The organism is Sutcliffiella halmapala (assembly GCF_050107295.1).
GTDB lineage: Bacteria > Bacillota > Bacilli > Bacillales > Bacillaceae_I > Sutcliffiella_A > Sutcliffiella_A halmapala_A.
On sequence record NZ_JBNIKR010000005.1, the window covers coordinates 270,751 to 296,744 of the forward strand.

A 25,994-nucleotide genomic window follows, 5' to 3' on the forward strand; every position below is an offset into this window, starting at 1 on the left:
GCATGAAAAAGGCGGGACTAATCCCCTAAAAGGGAATCATGCCCGCCACCTAAGCGATATAGTCAAATGACAGCAATCCGTCCCACCAACGGTCGAGGAAAGCTTTAAATTGATGCCATCCGGGTTGTAATCGGCTTTTACACCGGCATGAACCCCGGTGCTTTTTAAAAGCTGATCCACTTTCTCCATCTTCCCTTCCTGTGCGGCACTCATTACTTCAGAGGCAAAATCTTTAGATTCGGATAATTTTTTTAAGATAATGCTCGCTTCCTTCATCAGCTGCTGCATGGCGCCTGCGGATTCAGTAAAAAAAGTTGGATCCACTTGGGGGTATGAACGATACTTCGGGATATAGGTCCCATTTAAATATGGATAAACGGGAAAGTACGTGTTGCGGGGATAGTAATGTGGCTGGGGATATTGATGATAGTACATGACTTTTCCCTCCAAACCAGGATTTTCGTTTACATACTCACTATATGTAAAAAGAACGGTTTGGAGAGTTGTCAACCTAAGGAAGTGGTCATTCAGGGCTTCGACAGCTGCTTTAGAACCATGCGTTCCCAGGTTTTCCATGGGATGAGACTCTTAAGGTTCAGCATCAGTCTGACACCCTTCCCTACTGTATAGCGAAGGGTGGGCGTCCCTTTGTCTTCTGAAATTTTCAGAGCCAGCTTTGCCACCTCGGAAGGATCTCCATAACTGCTTCGTTCTGCTAGCATTCTATTATTTATCGAAGCAAACATGCTTTTGTATGGGGAAGCGTCACTACCCGCATTTTGGGAAAGGTGTGTGCCGCTTGTCCAAATATTTGTCTGAAAAGAACCTGGTTCCAAAAGCACGACATCAATTCCAAAGTCTTTTACCTCCAAGCGCAGGCTTTCACTGTAGCCTTCTAGGGCGTACTTGGAAGAGACATAGGGGGACAGTGCCGGAAAGCCGACCAGCCCGCTGATTGAACTGATATTGATAATCCTCCCGGAGCCTTGTTTCCTCATGAAAGGGAGGACAGCATTCGTAACACGGATCACTCCGAAAAAGTTTGTTTCAAATTGCAGCTTATATTCCTCAACGGTAAGTTCTTCGGCAAACCCTGCCACGGCAAAACCGGCATTATTGATAAGCACATCTATCCGATGGAAAGCACTTAACGCAGTTTGAAATTGCGCAACAGATTGGTCATGTGATACATCTAAAAATAAGAGGGTTAGATTCGTTCGTTCCTGTTCGGATAATCCGGACAGTACCTCCTGTTTTTTATTTTCCTGCCTGATCGTAGCAATCACGTGATAGCCTGCTTGTAAAAAGACTTTCGTGAACGTTTTACCAAAGCCCCCGGAAGCGCCTGTAATCAGAACGGTTTTGTTGGTCATGCACAATCTCCTTTCCATACAAGTAATATAGAAAAATCTGTCAGCGTGTTGTTTAGTTTAGATAGCTGAGATAAAAGGAATATAGAGGTAACACGAAGAAGTACAAACAAAAAAGATTTGTATCAAATCCTTCGCTGAATGCGGAAAGAAGGGATCGCATGGATTTTGATATTATTTTACAACTAATACGCGACTATGGATATATAGGATTGTTCTTTTGGCTTTGGTTAGGCATGTTTGGCATACCGGTCCCTAATGAAGTGCTTGTCAGTTCAATAGGAATCATTTCCTATAAAGGGATTCTACAGACCACTCCAGCACTGTTGACCATCTATTTGGGCGTAATCTCAAGTTTGACCACTTGCTATCTTCTTGGCAGATGTCTTGGAAGCGGCTTGTATTCCACACTTGAGAAGAATGAAAAAGTGGAGGCCTCCCTGGTAAGAGGGGAAGCGCTAATCAATAAGTACCATGCATTTGCATTATGTATTTCCTACTTCCTTCCGGGCGCAAGAAATGTCGTTCCGTTTTTGGCAGGATTTATGAAGCTCCCGTTCTATCAATTTGCGCTGGCTGCCTATTCGGCTGCCGTAGTATGGGTGACAATATTCTTCTTTTTGGGGAATTATGTCTGGCATCAGGCTCAGTTTATCATCGAATATCGCATGGAACTTTTCCTTGCTTCTGCTATTTCCCTTGTCTTGTACAATGTCCATAGATGGTATAAAGAACTGAATGATCCCACCTTTTCTCTTCAAAAATACCGATAAAGTATTATTTCCTTCTCCCCCTTCATACAATTAACTACAAGAAGCTGTTAATAGCCAATGGAAGAGGCGGGTGTGTATGGAAAGTCCAAATCATCGAAAAATGCTGGTACAAGGAACGGCAAAAAAAGAAGTCCGTCCTGATATTGCGTATATTCAGTTAGGGGTGGTTACGTCCAATCCAGACGTTCAAGCGGCCCAGGAGGAAAATCGGATAAAGGCAAATAGGATGATTCAAGCCTTGCTTCAAGCAGGGATTGACCAGAATGATATTGAAACGTCCTCCTATACATCTTTTCCAAGGTACACAGATCAGTCGGGCACACCAGTATTGACGTCCTATGAAGTGCGGCATATTTTCCGAGTAACTGTGAGGGATATCACTAAGGTGGGCTCTGTAGTGGACATCGCATTTGAAAATGGAGCAAATATTTCGGAAAATCTTTCCTTCGAGGCTACCAAATATAATACAATCTACCGACAAGTACTTCAGCAGGCGATCCTCAATGGATATAAAAAAGCATGCGCCATGGCTAGCACGATAGGTGTACGTCTTCACCCAGTCCCAGTAAGGGTCGAAGAAGTGGCCCAGCAAGTGTTCTTTGGACCAAGATATGCAGGCTTTGCCCTACAGGAAAAAGCAAGTACCCCTATCGAACCCCAGGAAATTACCATTAACGCTACAGTGAACCTTGAATATATATATTAAAAATAATACAGACCGCTTCCTTTTCATGGCCTCCCATGAAAGGAACGGTCTGTTTTTTCCACCTATTAACCTACCTGAACAGACAGCAAAGCTCCTCTGATAAAAGGTTGTCAACTTCCTTCTGATTCAAAGAATAATAGCTCCAGGTTCCTCTCGTCTCTTTCACGATTATTTCCGCATCAAGCAGGATTTTCAAATGATACGATAATTTAGACTGTGGCATCCCGATCAATGGAACCATATCGCATACGCACAGTGCTCCGTGTTGACAGAGAAGATTCATGATGTGCAGCCTTTTTTTATCGGCAACCGCCTTGTATTTACTTTCATATTTCTCGAATGTCTTCTCCAACGAAATATCATGTAGAGGTATTTCCTTATTCAACGCATCTCACCTCTATTTATCAATTATCTTTTAATCATTATATGCGATAACAAAGTGCCGCTCAACTCACAGGTTTGATATTTAGCAAATAGCCGAATTTCTTAGGGTTCGGATTTTGGAGGTGGACAATATGTGGGATTGGCCTGCTTTACTCCCGATTTTTCTATTCTTTTCTGTATACTTCCTTGTTGCAGTAGTATTATTGAGACATAGGAAATGATAGGAGGAGTAAATGGTGGAGCTAACCAATACGTTAATTGAAGCGCTAGGGATGGAAATCATTGAATTATCAGAAGAACGGGCTATCGCGACCATGCCGGTGGATAAGCGCACGCATCAGCCGTTTGGATTGCTGCATGGGGGTGCATCCGTAGCACTGGCAGAGACAGTGGCAAGTATCGGAACCTTTCATCTGATTGACCAGGAGACGGAAATTTGTGTTGGTCTGGAAATTAATGCAAATCATTTAAAAGGAAAAAGGGATGGAATGGTGACAGCCATTGGTACTGTGCTGCACCGAGGGAAAACAACAATGGTATGGGATATCAAAATTGTCGATGAGAACGAAGCGCTTATATGTGTTTCCCGATGTACGATGGCGATTCTGAAAAAAAGGTAATAGTTAAATGAGGAAGTGGCGCTTGCAACGCGCACTTCCTCATTTTTTATCTATCTTAGGTTAAGTGTATGGACATGCTTCATGCCTTCCCGCTGGCTGAGCGGTGCCAAATCATTATTTTTAATGAATGTAATGACAGCATCAGGGGAGGTTTTGCTATATTCCCTCAGAGCCCATCCTATCGCTTTTTGAATAAAAAATTCCTTTGAATCTTTTCTTTGATTGATTATTTGGAACAGCTTTTCTTCATCTGTTTTTTGTTTGTACTTCAATTGAAATAGAATGGCAGAGCGCTGAAGCCAAAAGTAATCGTCCTGAATCCAGCGATCAGGATAGTCGGCGATGGAAGTTCTGTTTTTTAATAGGATCGCACCCACATGTTTCGGTGCAATATGGTCAATTGTATCCCACCAGGAATTCGTGATAATCAATTTTTCCAGTAAAGGCAGGAAGTCTGCATCAAGTTTCTTTATGTGCAGGTCAATCATCGCAAGTGCTACATAATGAAACTCACGTTCAGGCTGACTGTATAAAAAGGTGACGAGCTGCTCGAGCCACTCTAGAGGAGGCTTTCCGTTTTCAAGCAGGAATCTACGTAGAATATCTTTTCTTTCCGGAGTTCTAATGCCTAGGAACGGAAAATGATTGCGCATGTATTTTTCCATCGGTTCCTTGTTCTCGCCATTTGCATGTGTGTGGAATGCATGCAGAATCCTTGTTTCGTAGTCTTGAAGAGTCGACATGATTTGCCCCCTTATAACCAATATATTAAACAAAATCATACAGGAACAAGGAAGAGAATGGAAGAAGGAATGAAAAAAGCGCCTCAGCAGGGGAACTGCTGCGACGCTCAATTGGATGACTCCACTGTCTTTTCTGCCCGTTCCGGATGGGTAATCCCGTATAGCAGAATGATTCCCGAGCAAAGGAAAATGAAGCTCGTTACATAGAATACAGTCGAGATGCTATAAAAGCTTGAAATCAATCCGCCCATTGCAGGCCCGATGACATTCCCAAGAAATCGGAAGCTTACATTGTACCCGAGGACTTCCCCCTGCATGGAAAGGGGAGCGGCAGATCGAATGTATGCGGTCATACATGGAATCAGTCCGCCAACCACCATTCCAAAGAAAAATCTGAACAGTACTAATTGCCATAATGATGTAGACAGGGCCTGGGGGATAAAAAGCAGGGAGCTTAGGAACATCAATAGTACAATGACCTTTTCGTACCCTATTCTATCTCCGAGCTTACCCCAGTTGCGAGATGCCAGCAGGTTGCCAAAACCTGTAGCAGAGAAGGCAAATCCAGCAAGCAGAGCAAGGTTGGCCGCCCCGGTCAATTCGCCTACATAGAGTGTCAATAATGGTTGGATACTGAAGTTTGCCGCTTGTATCAGCAAAGAGAGAAGCATGATTTTAAGCAACATCGGCTTTTGGACAATATAGGCCAAAACTTCTTTTCGTGTATAAATCTTTTCTTTACTGTTTTTGGGCTGCTTTTTCTTTTCTTTAATGCCAAATGCTACGAGTAAAACTGCAAAATAAATGACTCCTGCGGTAATGAAAAAAGTATAAGTGAAGCCAAAGGAATCGGCCAGCATCCCTCCAAGCAAAGGACCCAATAAGCCTCCGGAAACAGTGCCTGTCTGCAATGTACCGAGTGTTCTCCCGGCGATTTCTTTAGACGTCTGGGAGGATATCAAGGCCATCGATGTTGGAATAAAACCGGTAACCAACCCCATGAACATACGCAAGATAAAAAGCCCATGAACACTATCGACAAAGCTCATCAATAGAATACTAGTCGCAATCCCTGACCCGGTTAAGATCAGTATAGGCTTGTAGCCGTATTTATCCCCAATTCTTCCCCAAATCGGTGAAACGAAGAACGCTGTCAGGAATGTGATCCCAAAAATAAAACCGGACCAGCGCTGAACATAGGAATCAGAGTAATTCCCGAACGTTTCAATGAATAAAGATAGAAAAGGGAGAACCATTGTAGCACTCGCAGCAACGAAAAAGTTCGCAAACCACATGATGAACATGTTCCGTCCTGACGTTGAAATATTACTCACCTTCTTTGGTTATTTCGGATATTAAATATTTCGTATAACTAAATAATAACTCATGGATGGAAAAAATCAACCAAAAAAGCGATAAACAAGCATATTTTTTGAAAATTGTATTAATTATCGTACTTAAAACCTATATTCCCATGATATAATAAAGTAATAAAATTCTGAAAATTAAGAGAAGGGAGGGTTAAGATGAGTCTTCCTCCATTATTTTTGTTCATTGATTTTGAGTTCACCATGCCTGAGAACAGGCATTACCCCAAGAATTTTTTTCCTGAAGTCATTGAAGCCGGTATTGTGGCGGTAGAGAACGAACAGATTATCCAGCAGTTCTCCACATATATCCAGCCGAAAGCATTTCCGACCTTAACTGACCGTTGCCGATCCTTTTTAAACATCAGCCAGAAAAAAGTGGATGAGGGAATAAGTTTTTTTGAGTTGATTGATGTGCTGAGTTCCTTTAAAGCGCATGAAAGGGGAACCGTCATTACTTGGGGCAACATGGATATGCGGGTACTGAAGAATAATTGTGATTATCATGGTCTGCAGTTCCCATTGCCATGCAAACAAGTGGACCTTTCCATGGAATATAAAAGGTTCTTTGGAGATCAGAATCAGACAGGACTGTGGAAAGCGGTTCAGGAATATGGAAAAGAGGGTACAGGAAAACATCATCGTGCTCTCGATGACGCCCTTACGACCTATAATATATTCCGGTTAGTGGAAAAGGATAAAAGCTACCTGGCAAGACCAAAGCCAACTACCATCGGAGACCGCATCGACCTATCTAAAATAATGAATAAATATGCCTTATAAAAAGCCAAATCACCTCAAGAGTGATTTGGCTTTCAGTTTGCATGGACACATTATTATAGTTTGTATTCCGTTTCAAGGACAGACAGATTCTCCAGGCATTTTTGAGCCCAATCCCCCGAGTCGTTTTGGAGAGCCTGTTTTGAGCTTTCGAGGGCAATCTTCAAGGATTCCTTATAATCGATTACTTCTCCACCATAAAGCTTTACCATATTTTTCGGAATGTTTGTTTGTTCATTGTGGGCAAGTGCACGTCGTTCATGAAAAAGAGGTACGTCCACTTCCTTCGGGGCATGAAGATCCCCTTGCTGTGGATGCTTCAGCACAGCCTTCACCTTCACCAAATAGTGCATAGGGCGAACATCTGTCACCTCGCCTATGTATTTTCCCGTCTTATAGATGCCTGTAACGACCGAACCTACTTTAATTTCGTCCATCTTAAGTCCCCCTTTGATTTTTAATGGATGATTTTTCTTATTATTTCTAGTAATATCTTCTATAAAGAATAATATATGGAGTGTGAAAACAACATGAAGAAAATTTGGTCATTTATGATGCTTGCTCTACTACTTATTGTAGCAGGTTGTGGACAAGGTACAAGCAACAACAACGAATCGGAAGGAACCAGTGGCGAGGAAGCAGCTGCCTATGAGTACGATAAGAAGGACGATACGGTGGAAATCACAACGTCAAAGGGGAAAATAGTGGTTGAATTATATCCGGATGCGGCACCTAAAGCTGTCGAGAATTTTGTTACGCATGCAGCTAGCGGCTACTATGACGGATTGATCTTTCATCGTGTCATCCAGGACTTCATGATTCAGACAGGTGATCCGGAAGGAACCGGTATGGGTGGGGAAAGCATTTGGGGTGAGCCGTTTGAGGACGAGTTCAGTGAAAATCACCCTCACAGAAAAGGGGCACTCTCCATGGCAAACTCTGGTCCTTCGACAAATGGAAGCCAGTTCTTTATCGTTCAGGCATCCGAGGTTACAGAGGATATGATTGCCCAAATGGAAAGCGCCCAATTTCCTGCAGAGACAATTGAATTATACAAAGAGCATGGTGGAACGCCTTGGCTGGACAATAAACATACCGTATTTGGACAAGTAGTAGAAGGCATGGAGGTAGTTGACGCCATTGCTGAAGTGCCGGTGGACGGTTCGGCAAAGCCGACAGAGGAAATCAAAATAGAGAGCATGAAGATTGTTGATTAAGCATGAAGATGTTTCCCAAAAAAACAGGAGTTTGTTATACTAAAAACATGACTGTCCCCAATTAGAAAGGTCGTGTTCCAACCGTGATAACATCATTGATATTACAATTGTTTCTCTATTTCCCTGAGGACAAATCAGAATATATTCCTGCTGCCATCACTTTCACCATTTTCTTTATTGCAGCCATCTTCGTCTTCAGACTGATTATAAAAGTATCCAAAAAAGAATCTGAAAAAGCGAAGGAATTAGAGGACCGCTTAAAGCGAGAAAAAATTATAAAAGAATAACTGATCTATAATGAGATGAACTCCGGTGTATGGGGTTCATCTCTCTTTTTTTTATTTCCGTAAATACTTTTCCTTCGCAACGGAGAAACTTAGGAAAAAGAGTCTGATGGAGGAAAGTATGCGTAAACTGATACCTTGCTTAAGTGTACTAATGCTTTTTGTGTTAAATGGTTGTATGGAAGAAAAGATAAATGCACTCGACGTGGAGGTTTTTAATGCTTCCGGTGATACCCTTGGGGTGGCAAAGATATCCGAGGATAGCAAAGGAGTAACCGTCAAGCTGAACCTCGAAGGTCTTCCTCCCGGTGAGCATGGTGTACATATACATGAAGAGGGCTTGTGCGACGCGCCGGATTTTAAGACTGCCGGCAATCATTTTAATCCAGATGACAAAGAACACGGTCTTTTGCATCCAGAAGGTGCCCATGTCGGCGATCTGCCAAATATCATTGTAGAGGATGACGGAACGGTGATTGCGGAGCTGATGGCGCCAGCAGCAACATTGAAGGACGGAAAAACATCTCTTTTTGGGAAGAAAGGTACTGCAATCATCATCTCGGAAGAACCGGATGACGGAATGACTCAGCCAACCGGAGATTCTGGCACTCGGATTGCATGCGGAGTCATTTCTAAAGAGGTGGCAGAGAAGAAGGAAGTTGTGGAAGAACCGGTGGATGAAGCGGAGAAGAAAAAGTAATATGCTTTCCAAATAGTCATAAAATGAAAACAGGCAAGGAAAACGGATAGTTTCCCTGCCTGTTTTTTATTCGTCCCTTATTCGAAGGTTTAATTCCATTATTTTTGTATTATTTAAGAAATATTCGTAATCTTATTGACATAGTTCATAGTTTTGCGATAATTTTAAATTTATAGATAAAGGGGGTTTCATCTTTGGAGATACTACTTATACGACATGGACAGTCGGAGGCAGACCTCATAAACGTGCATGAAGGCAGAGCTGATTATCCTCTTACGGATCTTGGGAGGGAGCAGGCCAGAAGATTGGCTTGCCGCTTGAATGAGCATTGCCCGCCAGATATCATTTGGACCAGCACCTTAAAAAGGGCATCGGAAACAGCTACCATTCTTGCCGATGAAGTAGGTTGTATGCTGATAAAGGAGCAGGGTTTAATGGAATACAATAATGGAGTGCTTGCTGGAATGCAAAGGGAAGTTGCCGCCACCAAGTACCCATTGCCGCCTGGTGGAAGAAAACCGCATGAGAAAATACAAAATGGGGAGTCGGAACTGGAATTTCGGATGAGAACGGAAATTGCCTTTTCGAAAATACTATCTGAAAGCTATGCGGTTGCAAGAATTGCGATTGTGTCCCATGGCGGGACAATCTCAAATCTGTTGAAGTCATTTCTCCAATTACCTGTGACGGCAAATGTAAGTTTTTATACAGGAGACACGGGTATGCATTTACTTCGGAAAAATGGGGATAAATGTACACTGATTTCTTTAAACAATACGGAGCATCTTATAACCTTGTAAAAAATGGGTTGTGCCATTACAGCATAACCCATTTTCAATTGGGCTGATTTAAGCAAGCGCCTGTTTCAAACGTGTTAATCCTTCGAGTAGAATTTCTTTCGGGCAGGCTACGTTCATCCTGATGAAGCCTTCTCCCTCATCGCCGAATTTCTTTCCAAAATCAAGTGCCAGTTTACCTTTTTGAAGCAAGGACTCTTTGAGCTCTTCATCGGTCATTTTGAGCGCTCGACAATCAATCCACAGCAGGTAAGTTCCCTCCGGTTTTGCTACTCTGAGTTCAGGAAGCTCCCTGTCAATAAAATCGATTGCAATCTCCATATTCGTTTCGATGTACTCCAGTACTTCCCTAAGCCATGTATCTCCGTACCGATAGGCAGCTTCCATCGCAATGATGCCAAAGGCATTCAACATGTTGGTCCCTTGCTTCATTTGAAAAAGGTTGACACTTTCTCTTAGTTCCTTATTCTGAATAATCATGACAGCCGCCTGTAACCCAGCAATATTGAAGGTTTTCGTCGGGGCGATGCAGGTAACGCTTATTTGAGCAAACTCTTCCGAGATGGACGCAAATGGAGTATAGGAGTGACCTTTTAGTACATGATCGCCATGTATCTCATCGGCAACCACTTTTATATTATGCCTAACACAAATATCCCCAAGCTGCTTCAGTTCTTCTTTGGACCATACCGTACCTCCCGGATTATGTGGGTTACATAAAAGAAGAAGCTTCACATCTTCATCTATCATGCTTTCAAAATGATCCAGATCCATACTATAACGGCCATTCTCAAAGTGGAGCGGGCTTGTGACAAGCTTTCTCTCATTCCATTTGATCATGTCAAAGAAAGGATAATAGACAGGGGAGAATAGTATTACCTTATCGTTTTGTTCCGTCAATGATTGGATTGCGGCACTGAGTGCAGGAACAACACCTGATATATAGGAAAGCCAATTTTTATCCACGTTCCAATCATGCCGTTTCTTTAACCATGATTGAACGGCATCGCGATTGGATAAAGGAACAGAGGTATATCCGTAGATGCCATGCTCCGCTTTTGCTTTTATCGCGGCAGTTACTTCGTTTGGACACTGGAAGTCCATATCTGCCACCCACATAGGGAGCACATCCCCATAACCGAACACGCTGGTGGTTTCATCCCATTTAACACTGGAGGTACCAGTTCTATTTATGATTTTGTCAAAATTATATGTAGACATATTTTGTCTTCCCCCTTTGTTTCTTTCATCTTAAAAAATTTATCGAAGCTTGTCCAATACCGATAAAGTTACGGGAGTAATCGGATTAGCACGTTAAATCGATAAGCAGAAAATGCATCAAGATCACCCCACTCAACATTTTCATTTAAAAGAGTTATAATAAAAGACAAGCAATAAGAAGGTGGAAAGCAAGGTGTGCAAATGGATATGAAACCTAGTATCAATGTTCGTTTAATGGAGAACCTTCTGCAATGGGATCCATTAGGATATGGTGTGGATGCTTACGATACCGAATGTGTGGATGTAGTCCAGGCTGTTCATGAACTTGATGATATTAATAGACTTGCAAAGAAAATACAAGCGATATATGAGTTTTCGTTTGAGGAGAATATTCCACTGTCTCAGTGCAGGGAGAAGGCGATGGAGCTTCTACTAATAAAAAATGAAGACTCGTCTTGTTCCTTTTAAAAACAGAAAAGCCAATGGCTTTTCTGTTTTTTTTACTAATAGGAAGTTTGTATAAAATCCAGTATGTTTTGGCGGACATCCTGGGGTTTTTCTTCTGGAAGCAGGTGTCCTGTTTTTTTATAGGTGATGAGGTGTGAGTTTGGCAGATCCCTGTGTAATCGTCGTCCAATTTCAAGAGGGACGACTTTATCATCCTCGCCCCAGATCAAAAGGCTTGGTGTTTCAATCTTTTTCAGGATATCTGATGCCAGATCACCCTCACGATCACGGATCATTCGCGTCAGGGCGTGGAAAATCTGATCATCATAAAAAGGCTGTGTGTAACCCTCAATCATTTCCTCATCAATTAATGAATGGTCATATACAACATTCAATAGATTCTTCAGCGGTCCCTGTCTTGCCAGCCAGAATTTCAGATAGAGATAAAAATATGGAATTTTGGAAGAGTAGACAATTCTTGCAGGCAGTCTTTTTAAATAGCCGGAGCTGCAGAGCAGGACCACTTTTTCAACAAGCTCGGGCTTCTGGTTGCTGACATTCAGTGCTATCTGTCCTCCCATGGAATGTCCGATTAATACCGTTTTTTTGATGGCAAGCTTATCGAGCAATGCGATTACCACTTTGGCAAGATTTTCATAGGAATAGACAAACTTCTTGGATTTTTCACTTTTTCCAAATGGGGGAAGGTCAATGGCCATTACAGTGTAATCCTTGGTAAGTAAAGGAATCAATCTTCGGAAGCTGAAAGAGGACGACAAAAAACCATGAATCATCACAAGTGTCGGTTTTTTCAGGCCGCTTGATTCGGAATCATGATGGAATTCGTAAAATATATTGATGCCGTTAATGTTTGCTGTAAAGTGATTTGTTCTCATCTTCCAACACTCCATCCAGAATTATATAGGTATTTTAACCTCTTTGAAACTTTTCAAACATGTGTAATTTTGTTAAAAATTTTTGTAAAATAACTGTTACCCAAGCTGAGGAATAATTTGTTATAATGAGACATCGTTTATCGAAAAGGAGTTGGGCCCGTACTATGCAACTTACAGAAAAAGAATTGGACATACTGCAAATCATCGAAGATAACGGACGAATTGACGTAGGTGTCCTGGCCAAAATGGTAGAACTTACAGAAGAGAAAACAAGAAATATATTGGAACATTTGGAAAACCAACGAATTATCGTAGAATATGGTGCAATCATTGATTGGCGAAAAGTGGACAACTTCGAAGGGGTTACTGCCATGATCGATGTGAAGGTTACACCTAAACGGGATGTAGGGTTTGATGAAATTGCCAAAAACATTTACCGATTCCCCGAGGTTAAATCTGTGTACCTGATGTCAGGTGCATATGACCTTTCGGTTGTGGTCGAGGGAAAATCGTTATCCCAAGTGGCCAACTTCGTATCTGAAAGGCTGGCTACATTAGATTCCGTCATTTCAACGACGACACACTTCATAATGAAAAAGTATAAACATGATGGGACGATCTTTGATCAAGGAGAAGATGATCGCCGAATTGTGGTGTCACCATGAAAAACCGAGTAGCACATCATGTGAAAAAGCTTCAACCATCAGGAATCCGCCGATTTTTTGACTTGGCTGCCAATATGGAAGGTGTGATTTCCTTGGGAGTGGGGGAACCGGATTTTGTCACCTCCTGGGGAGTGAGGGAAGCGTGTATCACCTCATTGCAGAACGGCTATACTTCCTACACCGCCAATGCAGGCTTACTGGAGCTTCGCAAGGGGATCAGCCTGTACCTGGAGCAGCAGTTTGATGTTACATATAGTGCCGGCAGTGACATTATCGTTACGGTTGGTGCAAGTCAGGCATTGGATCTCGCGATACGTGCAATTGTAGATCCCGGAGATGAGGTAATTGTCATTGAACCAAGCTTTGTATCCTATGCTCCCTTGATCGAACTTGTCGGCGGTAGAGCAGTCAAGGTCGGAGCAGATGCGAAGAATGGGTTTACAGTGGATATGGAGGATCTCGAGAATGCAATCACTCCAAATACAAAGGCAATTCTACTTTGTTTCCCAAATAATCCGACAGGTACGATGCTGAGCAAGGAAGAGCTGTTTGAGATAAGTCAGCTGGTAGAAAAATATGACCTTCTTGTCCTTTCGGATGAAATCTATGCAGAGCTTTGCTTTGATACCAGCTTCACCAGTTTTCCCACCTTGCCTGGCATGAAGGAAAGAACGATTTTGATTTCAGGGTTTTCCAAAGGCTTTGCAATGACAGGGTGGCGTTTAGGGTTTGTTGCAGGACCGACCGATATAGTCGAGGCGATGCTGAAAATCCATCAATATGCCATGATGTGTGCCTCCACGATGGCTCAGTATGGCGCCATTGAAGCCTTGAAAAATGGACGGAAAGATATTGAGGATATGAAAAAAAGCTACCGTAGAAGAAGAAACTATTTTGTTTCATCCTTAAATGAGATCGGCTTGCCTTGCCATGTTCCCGGCGGTGCCTTTTATGCATTTCCATCTGTGAAGCTGACAGGGCTATCTTCTCAGGAATTTGCGGAGAATCTATTGCTAGAGGAAAAAGTCGCCGTCGTCCCAGGTAATGTGTTCGGGGAGAGCGGCGAAGGGTACATCAGATGTTCCTATGCATCGAGTATGGAACAACTCCAGGAAGCCATAAAACGCATGGAGCGCTTTGTCAAAAATTATATATAAAAAGGCTCTGTAAAAGCATAATGTTGAGGAACGTTACCTAGTTGTTGATTGGAGCAATAGGCGAAGACTCCGGCGGGTGTTGCGTTTAGTGGAGACCCCACAGGCGTAAGCCGAGGAGGCCCCACAAACGCCCCTTGGGTCGCTGCGCCTAGTGCGGAAATCAACAGCGGTGTTTTACAGGTCAAAAAAAGAGGGCCAAATCCACTTAGGGATTTGGCCCTTAACAAAAGGGGGAATACTAGAAAGCCTTGATAGTTTAATGATTCCCACATTAATAATAAAATAAACATATTTTTTAAATATTTTATTAATTTATTTTATACTTCTTTTCAAAAAGCATTTGCATCACATTCAGAAAGTCCTCGTCGGAATACTCTTTTGCTTTTCGAAGAATCAACTTTGCGCGTTTTACGCCTACTTCCTCAATCAATTGTTGCAGTTCATGGTCTATGCCATGTGAATTTATAGGAGAAACAGATTCCAGTAGTTCAGAAGCAGGAACATCAAGGACAGTAGATATTTTTAAAATCGTTTGCATATCCGGGATCTGTTGACCACTTTCATATTTCTCAATCGTTGCAGTACCAACTCTTAGCTTTAAAGAAAGTTCACTCTGTGTCAGCTTTGCGCGCTCACGGTATTGTCGAATATTCTCTCCAACATTCTTCATTTCCATCGCCCCTTTTTCCTATTTCTAACACTATCATATCATTTATTGCTTGTTTTATATTTGTACATTTTTTGATTTTTTCTATTTAAGTCACTTAAAAGTTCCTCCTTTATATATAGGTGCTAAAAGAACAAATATATTTCATTCGATTGAGGATATATAAAATGAAAACCACGAATAATAAAGACACAGATCAGTCTTATGAAAAAGTATCTTTTGAAAAAAAGTAGAATGTGTGGTATAATTTTTTATTGCGTTCAATGTGTATAAAAATTATAATATTTAGGAGTGTTTTCATGTCTAATAAATTTGAATTAGGTACGGTTTTAACAGGTAAAGTAACAGGTATCCAACCTTATGGAGCGTTCGTAGCACTTGACGAAGAAACTCAAGGTCTTGTTCATATTTCCGAAATTACACACGGTTATGTGAAAGATGTTAACGAACATTTAAAAATGGGCGATGAGGTTCAAGTGAAAGTTCTTTCTGTTGACGAGAAGTCCGGAAAAATCAGCTTGTCCATCAAAGCTACTCAAGAAGCACCTGCAGAAGCTCCCCAAGCTTCAGCACCAAGAAAGCCTAAAAAGCGTCAAGCTACTGTAGTGAAACAACACACAGAAACAGCTCCAGGCGGCTTCAACACTTTAAAAGACAAATTAGAAGAGTGGATTGAGCAATCCAACCGTGAAGATTTAATCAAGAAGTAATATACGAACGAAGGCACCTGCTGTTGTAGGTGTTTTTTTTTTTCGTAAAAGTTGCCTCTATATTAAATGTACGTATAAAACACCCCTATTGGTTTCCGCTCCAGGGGTTCGCTTTCCGCGGGCGGCCTCGGGAGCCTCCTCGACGCTAAAGCGTCTGCGGGGTCTCCCTCGACACGCTGCTTCCGCAGGAGTCTCACCCCTTGCGCTCCAACCAATAGGGGGAGAGTGAAATCAATTTTGTTCTTCTATAATAACTAAGAGAAAATTGCTTTTTGACAATACATTTTAATGTATTTATCGATTCTTTTTAAGTTCACTAGCTGATGATTGGAGCAATAGGCGAAGACTCCGGCGGGAGGAAGCGTTTAGTGGAGACCCCACAGGCGAAGCCGAGGAGGCTCCACTAAACGCCCCGCGGAAAGCGTAGCCTATTGCGGAAATCATCAGCGGAGTTTAACAGAGCCATAAATAAAAAACCGCCTCATCCAATACGGAGAGGCGGTTTTGGGTTATCTTGTGGTTCTTGGTTCTACTTCTCTTTCGTGTTGTTCGGATGGGACGAACAGAAGTCCAAGGTTGATCAGTCCTGCGATTCCGACTAGACCGTAGATGATTCTGGATAGGGCTGCGTCTTGGCCACCGAAGATAGCTGCGACAAGATCGAATTGGAAAAATCCAATAAGTCCCCAATTTATTGCACCAATGATGGTAAGAACTAAAGCGATGCGTTGAATTGTACTCATAACATTCCCTCCTTGAGAATATAAGTGCTTCCTTTATATATTTTGTCAGAATGAAAAATTTATTCATAAACAAAATAATTATGTTGGATGCTAGATGTGTTGAGGCTGATTCTTTGCATAGCAAAATAAAATCAGCCATAATCATGGAAAAAGGGAGGGTTTAAACTAATGGAAAATTTCACATTTTATAATCCAACAAAATTAATCTTTGGCAGCGGACAGCTTGAGGTACTTCCAAAGGAATTAGAGAAATACGGCAGAAACGTATTGCTTGTCTATGGTGGAGGAAGCATTAAAAAGAGTGGTCTATATACGGAGGTTACAGAGGTTCTACATAATGCTGGTGCAACCTTAACAGAATTAGCTGGAGTGGAGCCGAATCCACGCCTTACGACTGTTCGAAAAGGAGTGGAGCTTTGCCGCGAGCATAACATTGACTTCATACTGGCAGTCGGCGGAGGAAGTGTCATCGACTGCACAAAGGCAATTGCAGCAGGAGCGAAATATGAAGGAGATGTGTGGGATATTGTTCTTAGAAAACATATCGCAACAGAAGCACTTCCATTTGGAACCGTGTTGACATTGGCAGCTACCGGTTCGGAAATGAATTCCGGCTCTGTCATCACCAACTGGGAAACGCAAGAAAAGTATGGCTGGGGCAGTCCTGTTACGTTCCCTCAATTTTCGATACTAGATCCTAAAAATACCTTTACCGTACCAAAAGATCATACGGTATATGGAATGGTTGATATGATGTCCCATGTTCTGGAGCAATACTTCCATCAACCGACAAATGCTCCGCTGCAAGATAGAATGTGTGAAGCGGTATTGATCACTGTCATGGAAACGGCTCCGAAGCTGTTGGATGACCTTGAGAGCTACGAACACCGTGAAACAATCCTCTATAATGGTACCATCGCTTTGAACGGCATGTTGCAGATGGGGTACCGTGGAGACTGGGCTACTCATGGTATAGAACATGCTGTATCCGCCATTTATGATATTCCGCATGCAGGAGGTCTGGCTATCCTGTTCCCGAACTGGATGGAGCATGTGATAGATGAGAATATCGAGCGATTCAAGCAATTGGCAGTCCGCGTCTTTGGTGTACAGGATTCCGGGTCGACCGATAAAGATGTGGCACTAGAAGGAATAAGAAGGCTGCGTGAATTCTGGTCCAGTCTTGGAGCACCGACTCGCTTGGCAGATTATGATATCGATGACACGAATATTGAAAAAATGGCTGAGCACGTCATGTCCCGAGGTCCCGTTGGCAATTTCAAATCCTTATCATATGATGATGTGGTTTCCATCTTAAAAGCATCCTTATAATTATAAAAGGCTCATTTCGCAAAGATTGTTGCTTTTAGAATAGAGCTGGCTTGCGATAAGGTGTCAATATTAAACACCCTGTTGGTCTCCATTCCAGGCGTTCGCTTTCCGCGGGCGGCCTCGGGAGCCTCCTCGGCGCTTTTGCGCCTGTGGGGTCTCCCTTGACACGCTGCTCCCGCAGGAGTCTCACGCCTTTCACTCCGACCAACAGGGGTGAACTCAATGGAATAATTCACCTTACTAAAGATAGAAAAATTTTATTTTGTCTCAATTTTTTATTTCAATAGAGCAAATAATGTTAAAAAACTGAGTTGATTGTAGCGGAGGACACTTGACTCCTGCGGGAGAGTAGAGGGCATGGGAGACCCCACAGGCGAAGCCGAGGAGGCTCCCATCCGTCCCCGCGGAAAGCAAGTGTCCGGAGCGGAAATCAACGGGCTACATTTGATGTATACAATATCTATATAGCAACAATGAATGCAAAAACAGCTAACGGGCTCTGACCGTTAGCTGTTTTTCATCTTCTGGAGTGTATTGGATTGCGCTTTTTTCTTCAGGTCATCCTGTACGGAACCTTTCCAAAGTGGAACATCCGTGTAATATGCAGCCCTTATCAGTAGATGCCCCGCTACTGGTGAGGTAACAAATACAAAAACAATACCCAACACTAAACGGGCACTGAAATAATTGTCTTCAAACCAAAAATAAAGCAAGGCAGCTATTAAAACGAGGAGAACCCCCAATGTGGCGCTCTTGGAAGCAGCATGGCTGCGACAATAGACATCAGGCAGGCGCAATAGTCCCAATGTGGTTACAAGGCTTAGGAGCGCACCTAACAGGACGAGCACGCCAATAAAAACATTAACTGTTTCTGTCATATTCGATGGCATCCCCTTTCTGTAGAAACTTTGAGAAAGCTACAGTACCGACGAAGGCGATAACCCCTATTAAGAGAATTACCTCCAAAAAGGCATCCGTCTTTAGCGAAATGGAAATGATGGCGGTTATGGCAATTAAGTTTATCCCGATCGAATCAAGTGCCATGACCCTATCAGGAGTGGATGGCCCTTTTATGACACGATATACAAGCCCTAAGGTGGAGACGGATAAAATCAGTAAGCTTACTGTAAGTAATGCTTCCAAAGGAGTGTCAAACATTTTATCTCGTCACCTCCATTATTGCCTTTTCAAACGAGTTTTTTATATCTGAGATAGCCTGATCTGCATCCGGCATATTGATTGCGTGGATATAAAGGATTTTATTATCATCCGAAATATCCATCACAAGCGTACCAGGTGTCAGGGTGATGAGAAGGGAAAGTAAGGTGATTTCCCAATCACTCTTCAGGTCGGTAGGCAATGCGAAAATACCTGGCTTGATGTCAAGGTTAGGGCGAAGAATATCACGGATTACTTGAACATTTGCCAATAGAAGCTCTCTCAGGAAAAGGAAAAACAGTTTTCCCGCGGCAATTATACGTGAAAAATAAAAACGACCGGGAATAAAGCGTCTCATTGCGAGTATCAGAAGAAGCCCCCAAAAATAGCCTACAAAGAAGGAAGGAAAGCTCCAGTCATTTTTAAGAAACATCCACGTTCCTGCAACCAAAATATTAATAAGAATTTGAAAAGCCATTAGAAACTACTCCTTTAAAACTGCTTGGATATAGATGGATGGATCCATCAGTGTTTCTGCTGCCTGCCATACATACGGGTATACAAATTCTGCACCAAATCCAAGGAATGCAGAAAGTGCCAGTAAGATGACAGAAGGATAAATGAGTCCTTTTGTAGAGCCTTGTTCTTCTTTTGCAGATAGTACCTCTGCCTTAAAGAAGCAATTCATGAAGATTTTCATGACAGAGTAGAGGACGAGTAAACTCGACAAAAGCATGACACCAACAAACACATAGTGATTAGCCTCTAAACCACCTTGTACCAAAAGAACTTTTCCTACGAAACCACTTAACGGCGGTATCCCTGCAAGTGCCATTGCAGCTGTGAAAAACATCCATCCAAGTAGTGGGTGACGCTTGATAAGGCCTCCCATTTTTTTGATATTATCCGTTCCAGTAACTGCAAACATTGCTCCACCTAGAAGGAAAAGTGCCCCCTTGATGACCATATCATGTACTAGATAATAGATGGAACCTGCATAACCGGTTTCATTGGCAAGTGCCACACCATAAATGATGACACCGACCGCAGTGACAATATTATAAATGAGAATCTTTTTGACATCCCAATATGCGATAGCGCCGATTGCACCAATCAGGATGGTGATCCCCGCTAGTATGGCGATAATGGTATGGGTAATTGCTGGTTCATGATAGAAAATAAGTGTGAATGTCCGGAAGATTGCGTATACACCAACCTTTGTCAGTAATGCTCCAAATAACGCTGTAATAGCATATGGTGGGGCATGATAGGAACCAGGAAGCCAGAAGTACAATGGGAAAATCCCGCCTTTTAGTCCGAACACAATTAAAAACAAAATAGCAACTACTGTTAATATTCCGCTTTGACCGAATTCCGCCACTTTGTTGGAGATATCCGCCATATTAAGCGTCCCCATAAGCCCATAAATGTAGGCAAGTGCCAGTACAAACAGGGCGGAGGATATCACATTGACAAGTACATATTTCAAGGATTCGCGTAGTTGGCTGCGAGTGCCTCCAATGACAATCAGTGCATAGGAGGCCATCAGCATCACCTCGAAGAAGACGAATAGATTAAATATATCCCCTGTCAGGAATGCCCCCATCACACCTGTTAATAGAAATTGAGTAAAAGCATAATAGTAATAGCTCTCCCGTCCCTTTCCTATGGAGCGGAATGCAAACAGGATACACATAAAGGAGACAATGATACCTGTCAACACCAGCAGGGAGGCAAACATATCCGCCACAAGCACAATGCCAAAGGGCGGTCGCCAGTTTCCTATTTCAAGTGTTTGAATCCCATCTGTATAAACCTTATGGACGAGAACGATTGAGGCAATAGTTGCAAAAGATAACGAAATGACACTAATCAATTTTTGCAGCTTGATTCTCTTTGGTAAAAGTAAAAGAAGTGTAGCTGTAATTAAAGGGATTAGTATCGGTAAGATCACTAGGTTATTCATGATTTTCATTTCCCCTTAATTTATCCATATCATCTGTCTTCAGTTCTTGATAAGCACGGTATGCAAGGACAAGGAAGAATGAGGTGACACCGAAACTGATAACGATTGCCGTTAGAATGAGAGCCTGCGGCAAAGGATCGGTATAGGAAGTGGCTTCCTGCCCGAGAAGAGGGGCAGCACCCCGCTTCAATCCCCCCATGGTAAGAATCATAAGATGGGCACCATGCGATAACAGTCCTGTTCCGATTACAATTCGTAAAATACTTCTTGAAAGCATTAAATATACAGCAGTTGCAATCAGTATTCCTGCAACTATGGTCATTACTATTTCCATTATTCGCTCTCTCCTATCGTTTGAATAATGGTCATCGCGATTCCGACAACAACTAAATAAACTCCTAAGTCAAATGCAAGCGTAGAGGCAAGGGCAGTTTCTCCAAGAATCGGAAGTTCAATATACTGAAAGGTATGTGTCAAAAATGGGACGTCAAAAAGAAATGCCCCCACCCCTGTTAAAATGGAAATCATCAATCCGCTGGCTGCCACTGTCAGGAAATTAATAGGCAAAGCCTCTTTCATTGTTTTTATATCAAAGGCCAGCAGCAAAAGGACCAGGGCTGCGGAAGTCATCAATCCTCCGATAAATCCGCCTCCTGGTGTATAGTGGCCGGCAAAGAAAAGGTAGATGGAGAAAATGATTATGATAAACGCCAAAAAAGTCGTAACGGTTTGTAAAATCAGATCATTCACCTTCATCATTGACTCTCCCCTTTCGTAAGTCGCAGCTTGATCATGGCATAGATACCGAAAGCTGCAATGGTGAGAACGGCAATTTCGAAAAGGGTATCAAAGCCTCGAAAATCTACCAATATGACATTTACCATGTTCTTTCCGCCTGCTTCCTCATATGAAGCAGTTACGAAATAATCTGATATGGACTCTGCTACACGGGAACTGTTGACAGAAAGCCCGATCAGAATAACGACGATACCGACACTGATGGAGATGATGAAATTTGTCAGGCGGAATCTTAGTCTGTTCACCTTCTTGGAGATTTCAGGAAGATGGTAGAAGCATAACAGGAATAGTGCTACCGATACGGTTTCAACAATCAGTTGCGTTAAAGCCAAATCAGGTGCCCTGAATAGTACAAAGAACAAGCTCATGGAATAACCTACTACTCCAAGCGCAATGATTGCGGAAAGACGTGATTTAGTAAAGAGGATAGTCACTGCCGCAATCACCATGACAAGTGCCAGGATCAGTTCATAAACACCAACCTCTGATGCATTGTCAAAGTTGAAGTTGAATGCCCCTGTTTGCCCCATAACATAAAAGAGCAATATGGCCATAAATCCAAAAATCATCACAAGGTAATTTCGGATAAATCCTGTCATATAGAACTTTGTAAAGGCAAAAGAGCCACGTTCGAGTCCTACAAGACCTCCGTCATACAGCTTGTTCAATGTGAGACGTTTCGGGAACCACTCGTAGATCTTTCCCCATTTAGCCACGGTAAAGTACAAGAAGGAACCGAAAGCGATAACACCGATCGTCATGAATAGCTCGATTGTCCATCCATGCCAGAAATAGATGTGCACATCCTCCACTGTAAAGTTGCTGGGGAAAATGGAGTGAAGGGCGGCTTCAATTAAGCCTTTCAGAATTTCCGGGAAAAATCCGAAAATAACAACCAAGGAAGCAAGAATAATGGGAGGAATCAACATCCCAAGTGGCGCCTCATGTGGTTTTTTATCCAACTTTTCCGGCTGGTACTTCCCTGTGAAGGTTTTGAACACTAGTACCATGCTGTAGATGAAAGTAAAGATACTTGCTATCCAAGCCAATACCGGGAATATCATCCCTAATGTTTCCATGTTCCACGCATCGATCTGTGTAGCGTTGACCATACCCGTAAAGAACATCTCTTTACTGAGAAAACCATTGAAAGGTGGCAGTCCGGCCATCGAAAATCCACCGATGATTGCAAGGGTAAAGGTAATCGGCATCAAGTTCATTAATCCGCCAAGCTTACGGATATCCCTTGTCCCTGTTTCATGGTCGACGATCCCGACAACCATAAAGAGACTTCCTTTGAATGTTGCATGATTGATCAGATGGAATACGGCTGCAAGTGTCGCAACCGTATAGATATTTTCTTCAAGATAGTCATAGTAAACCGCAGCACTGCCGATTCCGAGCAGGGACATGATCAATCCGAGCTGACTGATTGTAGAGAAAGCCAGGATAGCCTTCAAATCTGTCTGCTTCACTGCGGAGAAGGATCCCCAGAATAACGTAATGATTCCGAAAATTGAAATCAACCAGAACCACTCAGGTGCTCCAGCGAATACAGGGCTCATGCGGGCAACAAGGTAAATACCGGCTTTAACCATCGTTGCAGAGTGCAGGTATGCGCTGACGGGTGTAGGAGCTTCCATTGCATCAGGTAACCAGATATGAAATGGGAATTGGGCTGATTTTGTAAAAGCGCCTAAAAGAAAAAGAATGAGCGCAGGAACAAATAATTCGTGAGCAGTTACGATATCAACATTTGCGATTGTCTCGCGAACACTGAATGTTCCTGTCATCGTGTAGAGTAGAATAATTCCGGCAAGCATGGAAAGTCCGCCGAAAACGGTAATTAGCATGGACTTAAGGGCTCCATAACGGGATTTTTCCCGATGATACCAATAGCTAATTAATAAGAAGGAAGAGATACTGGTCAACTCCCAGAACGAGTAGAGAACCAGCATATTATCTGATAATACAACACCAAGCATGGCTCCCATGAACATCAAAAGGTAAACATAAAAGGTGTTAAGGGCTTCTTTTTCCTTGGATAAATAATAAATGGAATACAGGACCACCAAGGAACCGATCCCCGTTATTAAAAGGGCGAACAATAGCCCCAAGCCATCCAGGTACACTGCGAAATTTATCCCCATGGAAGGAATCCAATTCATTGTACTCAAATATGTATTACCGTCCATCGTTTCCCCTAAATTTCCTATAAAGTAAATGAACAATAGAATGGGAAGTAGCAGGACGAACCAACCGGTATGTATACGCTTAAAATACTTATGCAGCAAAGGCACAAAAATCGCCAGCAAGAAAGGCGATAAAATCACTAAGTGAATCAGTGACAAGACACAAACCTCCTCTATTTCAAGTAACCTCCCTAACATAAGAAAACAATGCAAAGCGCCTTAATCAATTAAGCACCTGCAATGTATTGTTGAGAGTAATTATTTATAAAGAAACATTACCAAATCAAATTATATACTAAATCCAACCTAATAGCATCCATGTCGATTCTTAGTATAGGCCATTTTTCCTTTCTATATTAAATAAATAGAAACTCGTCCAAACAAACCAAAAAAATTTTTTCTGCATGCATAAAAAACGTCGAATTTTGCCATTCTATAAACAGGGTGGTGGTAGTTATGATGAAAACAAAAGCAGCTGTTGCTCTTTCAATTTTTTCCACATTATTTGCTGGTGCATGGTGGGTTAATACCGAGCAGAAAAAGGAATTTGACGATAGTATGAACACCACTGATTCTCAAATTGTGCTGATTGGAAGCAATCAATTGGACGATCAAGGCAGCTTAAATGTCATCAGACCATTTAAGCCACGTGAATATATTCGTGTAGTAGTGGCGAAAAATAAAGGTGAAAAAGAAGAAGTTGAGCCAACCTGACTCTTCTGGTAAGTCTTCATATTTTAAATAAGATACGGTTATACGTAGTGTATAGCCGTTTTCTTATGTCCCGAATCCTCTTTGAAAACTGTATCCGCTTTCAAAGAGTGGTCTTCTTGAATTATTGTGTGTTATTAGGTAAAGTGAAAATTGGCATGGTAAATATGTTTTTTGGAGGGTATAAACAATGACACATATTCGCTTCGATTATAGTAAAGCTCTATCATTTTTCGGCGAACATGAAATTACATACTTAAGAGATGCAGTGAAAGTGGCGCATCATTCTCTACATGAGAAAACAGGGGCAGGAAATGATTATCTCGGTTGGATCGATCTGCCGACTGCCTATGACAAAGGAGAGTTTGCACGAATCGTCAAAAGTGCAGAGAAAATTAAAGCTGACTCCGATGTTCTATTGGTGGTGGGGATTGGTGGATCGTATCTTGGAGCGCGTGCTGCCCTTGAGATGCTGAATCACTCGTTCTACAATGCACTATCAAAAGAGCAGCGTAAAACTCCACAAGTGATTTTCGTTGGAAACAACATCAGTTCCACTTACATGAAAGATTTAATGGACCTATTAGATGGAAAAGACTTTTCCATCAATGTCATTTCCAAATCGGGTACTACAACAGAGCCGGCATTGGCTTTCCGCATTTTCCGCAAGATCCTTGAAGAAAAATACGGTAAAGAAGAAGCGCGAAAACGTATTTACGCAACAACGGACAAAGCGCGTGGTGCATTAAAAACTCTTGCAACGGAAGAGGGATACGAATCATTCATTATTCCTGACGATGTGGGGGGACGCTATTCTGTTCTGACAGCAGTAGGATTGCTGCCTATCGCCGTTTCTGGTGCAGATATCGAGGCGATGATGAAGGGCGCTGCACAGGCAAGCTCTGATTTCGCTGAATCTGAGTTGGAAGACAATGCTGCCTATCAGTATGCCGCAGTTCGTAATGTCCTGTACAATAAAGGAAAAACCATTGAAATGCTTATCAACTACGAGCCAGGATTGCAATATTTCTCTGAATGGTGGAAGCAGCTGTTTGGTGAAAGTGAAGGGAAAGATCAAAAGGGTATTTTCCCTGCATCCGCAAACTTTTCTACAGACCTGCACTCTATGGGACAATATGTACAGGAAGGCCGCCGTGACTTGTTTGAGACAATCATCAAAGTCGATACTCCTAGACATGAGCTTAAAGTGGAAGCGGAAGAAAACGATCTTGATGGTTTGAACTACCTCGCTGGTGAGACTGTCGATTTCGTCAACACGAAAGCTTACGAAGGCACATTGCTTGCACATACTGACGGTGGGGTGCCAAACCTTGTTGTAAACATTCCTGCGATGGATGCCTATACATTCGGCTACCTTGTATATTTCTTTGAAAAAGCTTGTGCAATGAGCGGGTACCTCCTTGGCGTCAATCCGTTTGATCAGCCTGGAGTGGAAGCTTATAAAGTGAACATGTTTGCCCTCTTAGGCAAACCAGGCTTTGAAGAGGTTAAAGCGGAGCTTGAGAAGCGTTTGAAATAGTTTTAAAAAGGAAAAGCTGCCGAGGTTGTGGGCAGCTTTTTTTAATGATT

At 42.4% G+C, this 25,994-nt stretch carries 32 protein-coding genes; 15 read left to right on the plus strand and 17 right to left on the minus strand.

Annotation, left to right across the window (positions count from 1 at the left end; all coding sequences use genetic code 11):
- Nucleotides 1–36 precede the first annotated feature (36 nt).
- Together ACQCT5_RS10695 and ACQCT5_RS10700 are read right to left on the minus strand one after the other, a co-directional pair.
- Nucleotides 37–576: a YuzC family spore coat inner layer protein gene (locus ACQCT5_RS10695; protein WP_499641682.1), complete on the minus strand. Its 540-nt coding sequence runs from the start codon at nucleotides 574–576 to the stop codon at nucleotides 37–39.
- Nucleotides 528–1,373 carry an SDR family oxidoreductase gene (locus ACQCT5_RS10700; RefSeq protein WP_499641684.1) on the minus strand — a complete coding sequence of 282 codons (846 nt, stop codon included), beginning with the start codon at nucleotides 1,371–1,373 and terminating at the stop codon, nucleotides 528–530. Before ACQCT5_RS10700 ends, ACQCT5_RS10695 begins: the two co-directional genes overlap by 49 nt.
- A 158-nt stretch (nucleotides 1,374–1,531) precedes the next feature.
- Between ACQCT5_RS10700 and ACQCT5_RS10705 the strand changes: the two genes are divergently transcribed.
- Both ACQCT5_RS10705 and ACQCT5_RS10710 read left to right on the plus strand, forming a co-directional pair.
- Nucleotides 1,532–2,143 (plus strand): DedA family protein, encoded by a 612-nt coding sequence (locus ACQCT5_RS10705; protein ID WP_499641686.1) that lies wholly within the window; start codon nucleotides 1,532–1,534, stop codon nucleotides 2,141–2,143.
- 76 nt (nucleotides 2,144–2,219) lie between these two features.
- On the plus strand, nucleotides 2,220–2,849 hold the full coding sequence (locus tag ACQCT5_RS10710) for an SIMPL domain-containing protein (RefSeq protein WP_499641688.1): 630 nt from the start codon (nucleotides 2,220–2,222) through the stop codon (nucleotides 2,847–2,849).
- A gap of 70 nt (nucleotides 2,850–2,919) precedes the next feature.
- On the opposite strand, the gene ACQCT5_RS10715 is transcribed toward ACQCT5_RS10710, so the two are convergent.
- Nucleotides 2,920–3,234: an ArsR/SmtB family transcription factor gene (locus tag ACQCT5_RS10715; RefSeq protein WP_499641690.1), complete on the minus strand. Its 315-nt coding sequence runs from the start codon at nucleotides 3,232–3,234 to the stop codon at nucleotides 2,920–2,922.
- 232 nt (nucleotides 3,235–3,466) lie between these two features.
- Between ACQCT5_RS10715 and ACQCT5_RS10720 the strand changes: the two genes are divergently transcribed.
- Complete coding sequence (locus ACQCT5_RS10720; RefSeq protein ID WP_499641692.1) at nucleotides 3,467–3,853, plus strand: hotdog fold thioesterase; 387 nt, start codon at nucleotides 3,467–3,469, stop codon at nucleotides 3,851–3,853.
- 50 nt (nucleotides 3,854–3,903) lie between these two features.
- Here ACQCT5_RS10720 and ACQCT5_RS10725 read toward each other — a convergent pair whose 3' ends face one another.
- Nucleotides 3,904–4,596: a DNA alkylation repair protein gene (locus ACQCT5_RS10725; protein WP_499641694.1), complete on the minus strand. Its 693-nt coding sequence runs from the start codon at nucleotides 4,594–4,596 to the stop codon at nucleotides 3,904–3,906.
- A gap of 107 nt (nucleotides 4,597–4,703) precedes the next feature.
- Nucleotides 4,704–5,900 carry an MFS transporter gene (locus ACQCT5_RS10730; protein WP_499641696.1) on the minus strand — a complete coding sequence of 399 codons (1,197 nt, stop codon included), beginning with the start codon at nucleotides 5,898–5,900 and terminating at the stop codon, nucleotides 4,704–4,706.
- Between the two features lie 222 nt (nucleotides 5,901–6,122).
- Between ACQCT5_RS10730 and kapD the strand changes: the two genes are divergently transcribed.
- On the plus strand, nucleotides 6,123–6,746 hold the full coding sequence (gene kapD, locus ACQCT5_RS10735) for a 3'-5' exonuclease KapD (protein ID WP_499641698.1): 624 nt from the start codon (nucleotides 6,123–6,125) through the stop codon (nucleotides 6,744–6,746).
- 53 nt (nucleotides 6,747–6,799) lie between these two features.
- Here the strand turns inward: kapD and kapB are convergent, their stop codons facing one another.
- Complete coding sequence (gene kapB, locus ACQCT5_RS10740) at nucleotides 6,800–7,180, minus strand: kinase-associated lipoprotein KapB (RefSeq protein ID WP_499641699.1); 381 nt, start codon at nucleotides 7,178–7,180, stop codon at nucleotides 6,800–6,802.
- A gap of 93 nt (nucleotides 7,181–7,273) precedes the next feature.
- Between kapB and ACQCT5_RS10745 the strand changes: the two genes are divergently transcribed.
- From ACQCT5_RS10745 to ACQCT5_RS10760, 4 genes are all read left to right on the plus strand, one after another.
- Nucleotides 7,274–7,960, plus strand: a complete 687-nt coding sequence (locus tag ACQCT5_RS10745) for a peptidylprolyl isomerase (RefSeq protein WP_499641701.1) — start codon at nucleotides 7,274–7,276, stop codon at nucleotides 7,958–7,960.
- An 86-nt stretch (nucleotides 7,961–8,046) separates the two neighbouring features.
- On the plus strand, nucleotides 8,047–8,247 hold the full coding sequence (locus tag ACQCT5_RS10750) for a hypothetical protein (RefSeq protein ID WP_499641822.1): 201 nt from the start codon (nucleotides 8,047–8,049) through the stop codon (nucleotides 8,245–8,247).
- Nucleotides 8,248–8,365: 118 nt separating this feature from the next.
- Nucleotides 8,366–8,944, plus strand: coding sequence for a superoxide dismutase family protein (locus ACQCT5_RS10755; protein ID WP_499641702.1), 579 nt, complete (start codon nucleotides 8,366–8,368; stop codon nucleotides 8,942–8,944).
- Between the two features lie 194 nt (nucleotides 8,945–9,138).
- A complete protein-coding gene (locus ACQCT5_RS10760) occupies nucleotides 9,139–9,744 on the plus strand; it encodes a histidine phosphatase family protein (RefSeq protein WP_499641704.1) in 606 nt (201 codons plus the stop codon).
- 48 nt (nucleotides 9,745–9,792) lie between these two features.
- On the opposite strand, the gene ACQCT5_RS10765 is transcribed toward ACQCT5_RS10760, so the two are convergent.
- The gene (locus tag ACQCT5_RS10765) at nucleotides 9,793–10,962 is read right to left on the minus strand and encodes a MalY/PatB family protein (protein WP_499641706.1); all 1,170 of its coding nucleotides are present in this window, start codon (nucleotides 10,960–10,962) and stop codon (nucleotides 9,793–9,795) included.
- 201 nt (nucleotides 10,963–11,163) lie between these two features.
- On the opposite strand from ACQCT5_RS10765, the gene ACQCT5_RS10770 reads away from it, so the two are divergent.
- Entirely contained in the window at nucleotides 11,164–11,430 is a 267-nt protein-coding gene (locus tag ACQCT5_RS10770) for a DUF1871 family protein (RefSeq protein ID WP_499641824.1), read from the plus strand.
- A gap of 35 nt (nucleotides 11,431–11,465) precedes the next feature.
- Here ACQCT5_RS10770 and ACQCT5_RS10775 read toward each other — a convergent pair whose 3' ends face one another.
- The gene (locus ACQCT5_RS10775; protein ID WP_499641708.1) at nucleotides 11,466–12,305 is read right to left on the minus strand and encodes an alpha/beta fold hydrolase; all 840 of its coding nucleotides are present in this window, start codon (nucleotides 12,303–12,305) and stop codon (nucleotides 11,466–11,468) included.
- Nucleotides 12,306–12,469: 164 nt separating this feature from the next.
- Here ACQCT5_RS10775 and ACQCT5_RS10780 point away from each other — a divergent pair, with 164 nt between their 5' ends.
- Entirely contained in the window at nucleotides 12,470–12,970 is a 501-nt protein-coding gene (locus ACQCT5_RS10780) for an Lrp/AsnC family transcriptional regulator (RefSeq protein WP_499641710.1), read from the plus strand.
- The gene (locus ACQCT5_RS10785; RefSeq protein WP_499641712.1) at nucleotides 12,967–14,127 is read left to right on the plus strand and encodes an aminotransferase; all 1,161 of its coding nucleotides are present in this window, start codon (nucleotides 12,967–12,969) and stop codon (nucleotides 14,125–14,127) included. The genes ACQCT5_RS10780 and ACQCT5_RS10785 overlap by 4 nt, the downstream gene beginning before the upstream one ends.
- A 307-nt stretch (nucleotides 14,128–14,434) precedes the next feature.
- Here ACQCT5_RS10785 and ACQCT5_RS10790 read toward each other — a convergent pair whose 3' ends face one another.
- Nucleotides 14,435–14,797: a helix-turn-helix domain-containing protein gene (locus ACQCT5_RS10790; protein WP_499641714.1), complete on the minus strand. Its 363-nt coding sequence runs from the start codon at nucleotides 14,795–14,797 to the stop codon at nucleotides 14,435–14,437.
- A 296-nt stretch (nucleotides 14,798–15,093) separates the two neighbouring features.
- On the opposite strand from ACQCT5_RS10790, the gene yugI reads away from it, so the two are divergent.
- Entirely contained in the window at nucleotides 15,094–15,504 is a 411-nt protein-coding gene (gene yugI, locus ACQCT5_RS10795) for a S1 domain-containing post-transcriptional regulator GSP13 (protein WP_204420091.1), read from the plus strand.
- Between the two features lie 509 nt (nucleotides 15,505–16,013).
- Here yugI and ACQCT5_RS10800 read toward each other — a convergent pair.
- Entirely contained in the window at nucleotides 16,014–16,247 is a 234-nt protein-coding gene (locus tag ACQCT5_RS10800; RefSeq protein ID WP_224841174.1) for a DUF378 domain-containing protein, read from the minus strand.
- A 168-nt stretch (nucleotides 16,248–16,415) separates the two neighbouring features.
- Here ACQCT5_RS10800 and ACQCT5_RS10805 point away from each other — a divergent pair, with 168 nt between their 5' ends.
- Entirely contained in the window at nucleotides 16,416–17,579 is a 1,164-nt protein-coding gene (locus tag ACQCT5_RS10805; protein WP_499641716.1) for an iron-containing alcohol dehydrogenase, read from the plus strand.
- A gap of 506 nt (nucleotides 17,580–18,085) precedes the next feature.
- Here the strand turns inward: ACQCT5_RS10805 and mnhG are convergent.
- Genes mnhG through ACQCT5_RS10840 form a run of 7 tightly spaced genes read right to left on the minus strand, consistent with a single transcriptional unit; the run spans nucleotide 18,086 to nucleotide 23,852 of the window.
- Nucleotides 18,086–18,457, minus strand: a complete 372-nt coding sequence (gene mnhG / locus ACQCT5_RS10810; protein ID WP_499641719.1) for a monovalent cation/H(+) antiporter subunit G — start codon at nucleotides 18,455–18,457, stop codon at nucleotides 18,086–18,088.
- Entirely contained in the window at nucleotides 18,441–18,737 is a 297-nt protein-coding gene (locus ACQCT5_RS10815) for a Na(+)/H(+) antiporter subunit F1 (RefSeq protein WP_499641721.1), read from the minus strand. Before ACQCT5_RS10815 ends, mnhG begins: the two co-directional genes overlap by 17 nt.
- Nucleotide 18,738: 1 nt before the next feature.
- The gene (locus tag ACQCT5_RS10820; RefSeq protein ID WP_499641723.1) at nucleotides 18,739–19,215 is read right to left on the minus strand and encodes a Na+/H+ antiporter subunit E; all 477 of its coding nucleotides are present in this window, start codon (nucleotides 19,213–19,215) and stop codon (nucleotides 18,739–18,741) included.
- A gap of 6 nt (nucleotides 19,216–19,221) precedes the next feature.
- The gene (locus ACQCT5_RS10825) at nucleotides 19,222–20,703 is read right to left on the minus strand and encodes a Na+/H+ antiporter subunit D (protein ID WP_499641725.1); all 1,482 of its coding nucleotides are present in this window, start codon (nucleotides 20,701–20,703) and stop codon (nucleotides 19,222–19,224) included.
- Nucleotides 20,696–21,037, minus strand: a complete 342-nt coding sequence (locus ACQCT5_RS10830) for a Na(+)/H(+) antiporter subunit C (protein ID WP_499641727.1) — start codon at nucleotides 21,035–21,037, stop codon at nucleotides 20,696–20,698. Before ACQCT5_RS10830 ends, ACQCT5_RS10825 begins: the two co-directional genes overlap by 8 nt.
- Complete coding sequence (locus tag ACQCT5_RS10835) at nucleotides 21,037–21,459, minus strand: Na(+)/H(+) antiporter subunit B (protein ID WP_499641826.1); 423 nt, start codon at nucleotides 21,457–21,459, stop codon at nucleotides 21,037–21,039. The genes ACQCT5_RS10830 and ACQCT5_RS10835 overlap by 1 nt, the downstream gene beginning before the upstream one ends.
- Nucleotides 21,459–23,852, minus strand: a complete 2,394-nt coding sequence (locus ACQCT5_RS10840; RefSeq protein WP_499641729.1) for a Na+/H+ antiporter subunit A — start codon at nucleotides 23,850–23,852, stop codon at nucleotides 21,459–21,461. Before ACQCT5_RS10840 ends, ACQCT5_RS10835 begins: the two co-directional genes overlap by 1 nt.
- Nucleotides 23,853–24,149: 297 nt before the next feature.
- Between ACQCT5_RS10840 and ACQCT5_RS10845 the strand changes: the two genes are divergently transcribed.
- Nucleotides 24,150–24,407, plus strand: coding sequence for a hypothetical protein (locus ACQCT5_RS10845; RefSeq protein ID WP_499641731.1), 258 nt, complete (start codon nucleotides 24,150–24,152; stop codon nucleotides 24,405–24,407).
- A gap of 187 nt (nucleotides 24,408–24,594) precedes the next feature.
- Nucleotides 24,595–25,944, plus strand: a complete 1,350-nt coding sequence (locus tag ACQCT5_RS10850) for a glucose-6-phosphate isomerase (RefSeq protein WP_499641734.1) — start codon at nucleotides 24,595–24,597, stop codon at nucleotides 25,942–25,944.
- Nucleotides 25,945–25,994: the final 50 nt, after the last annotated feature.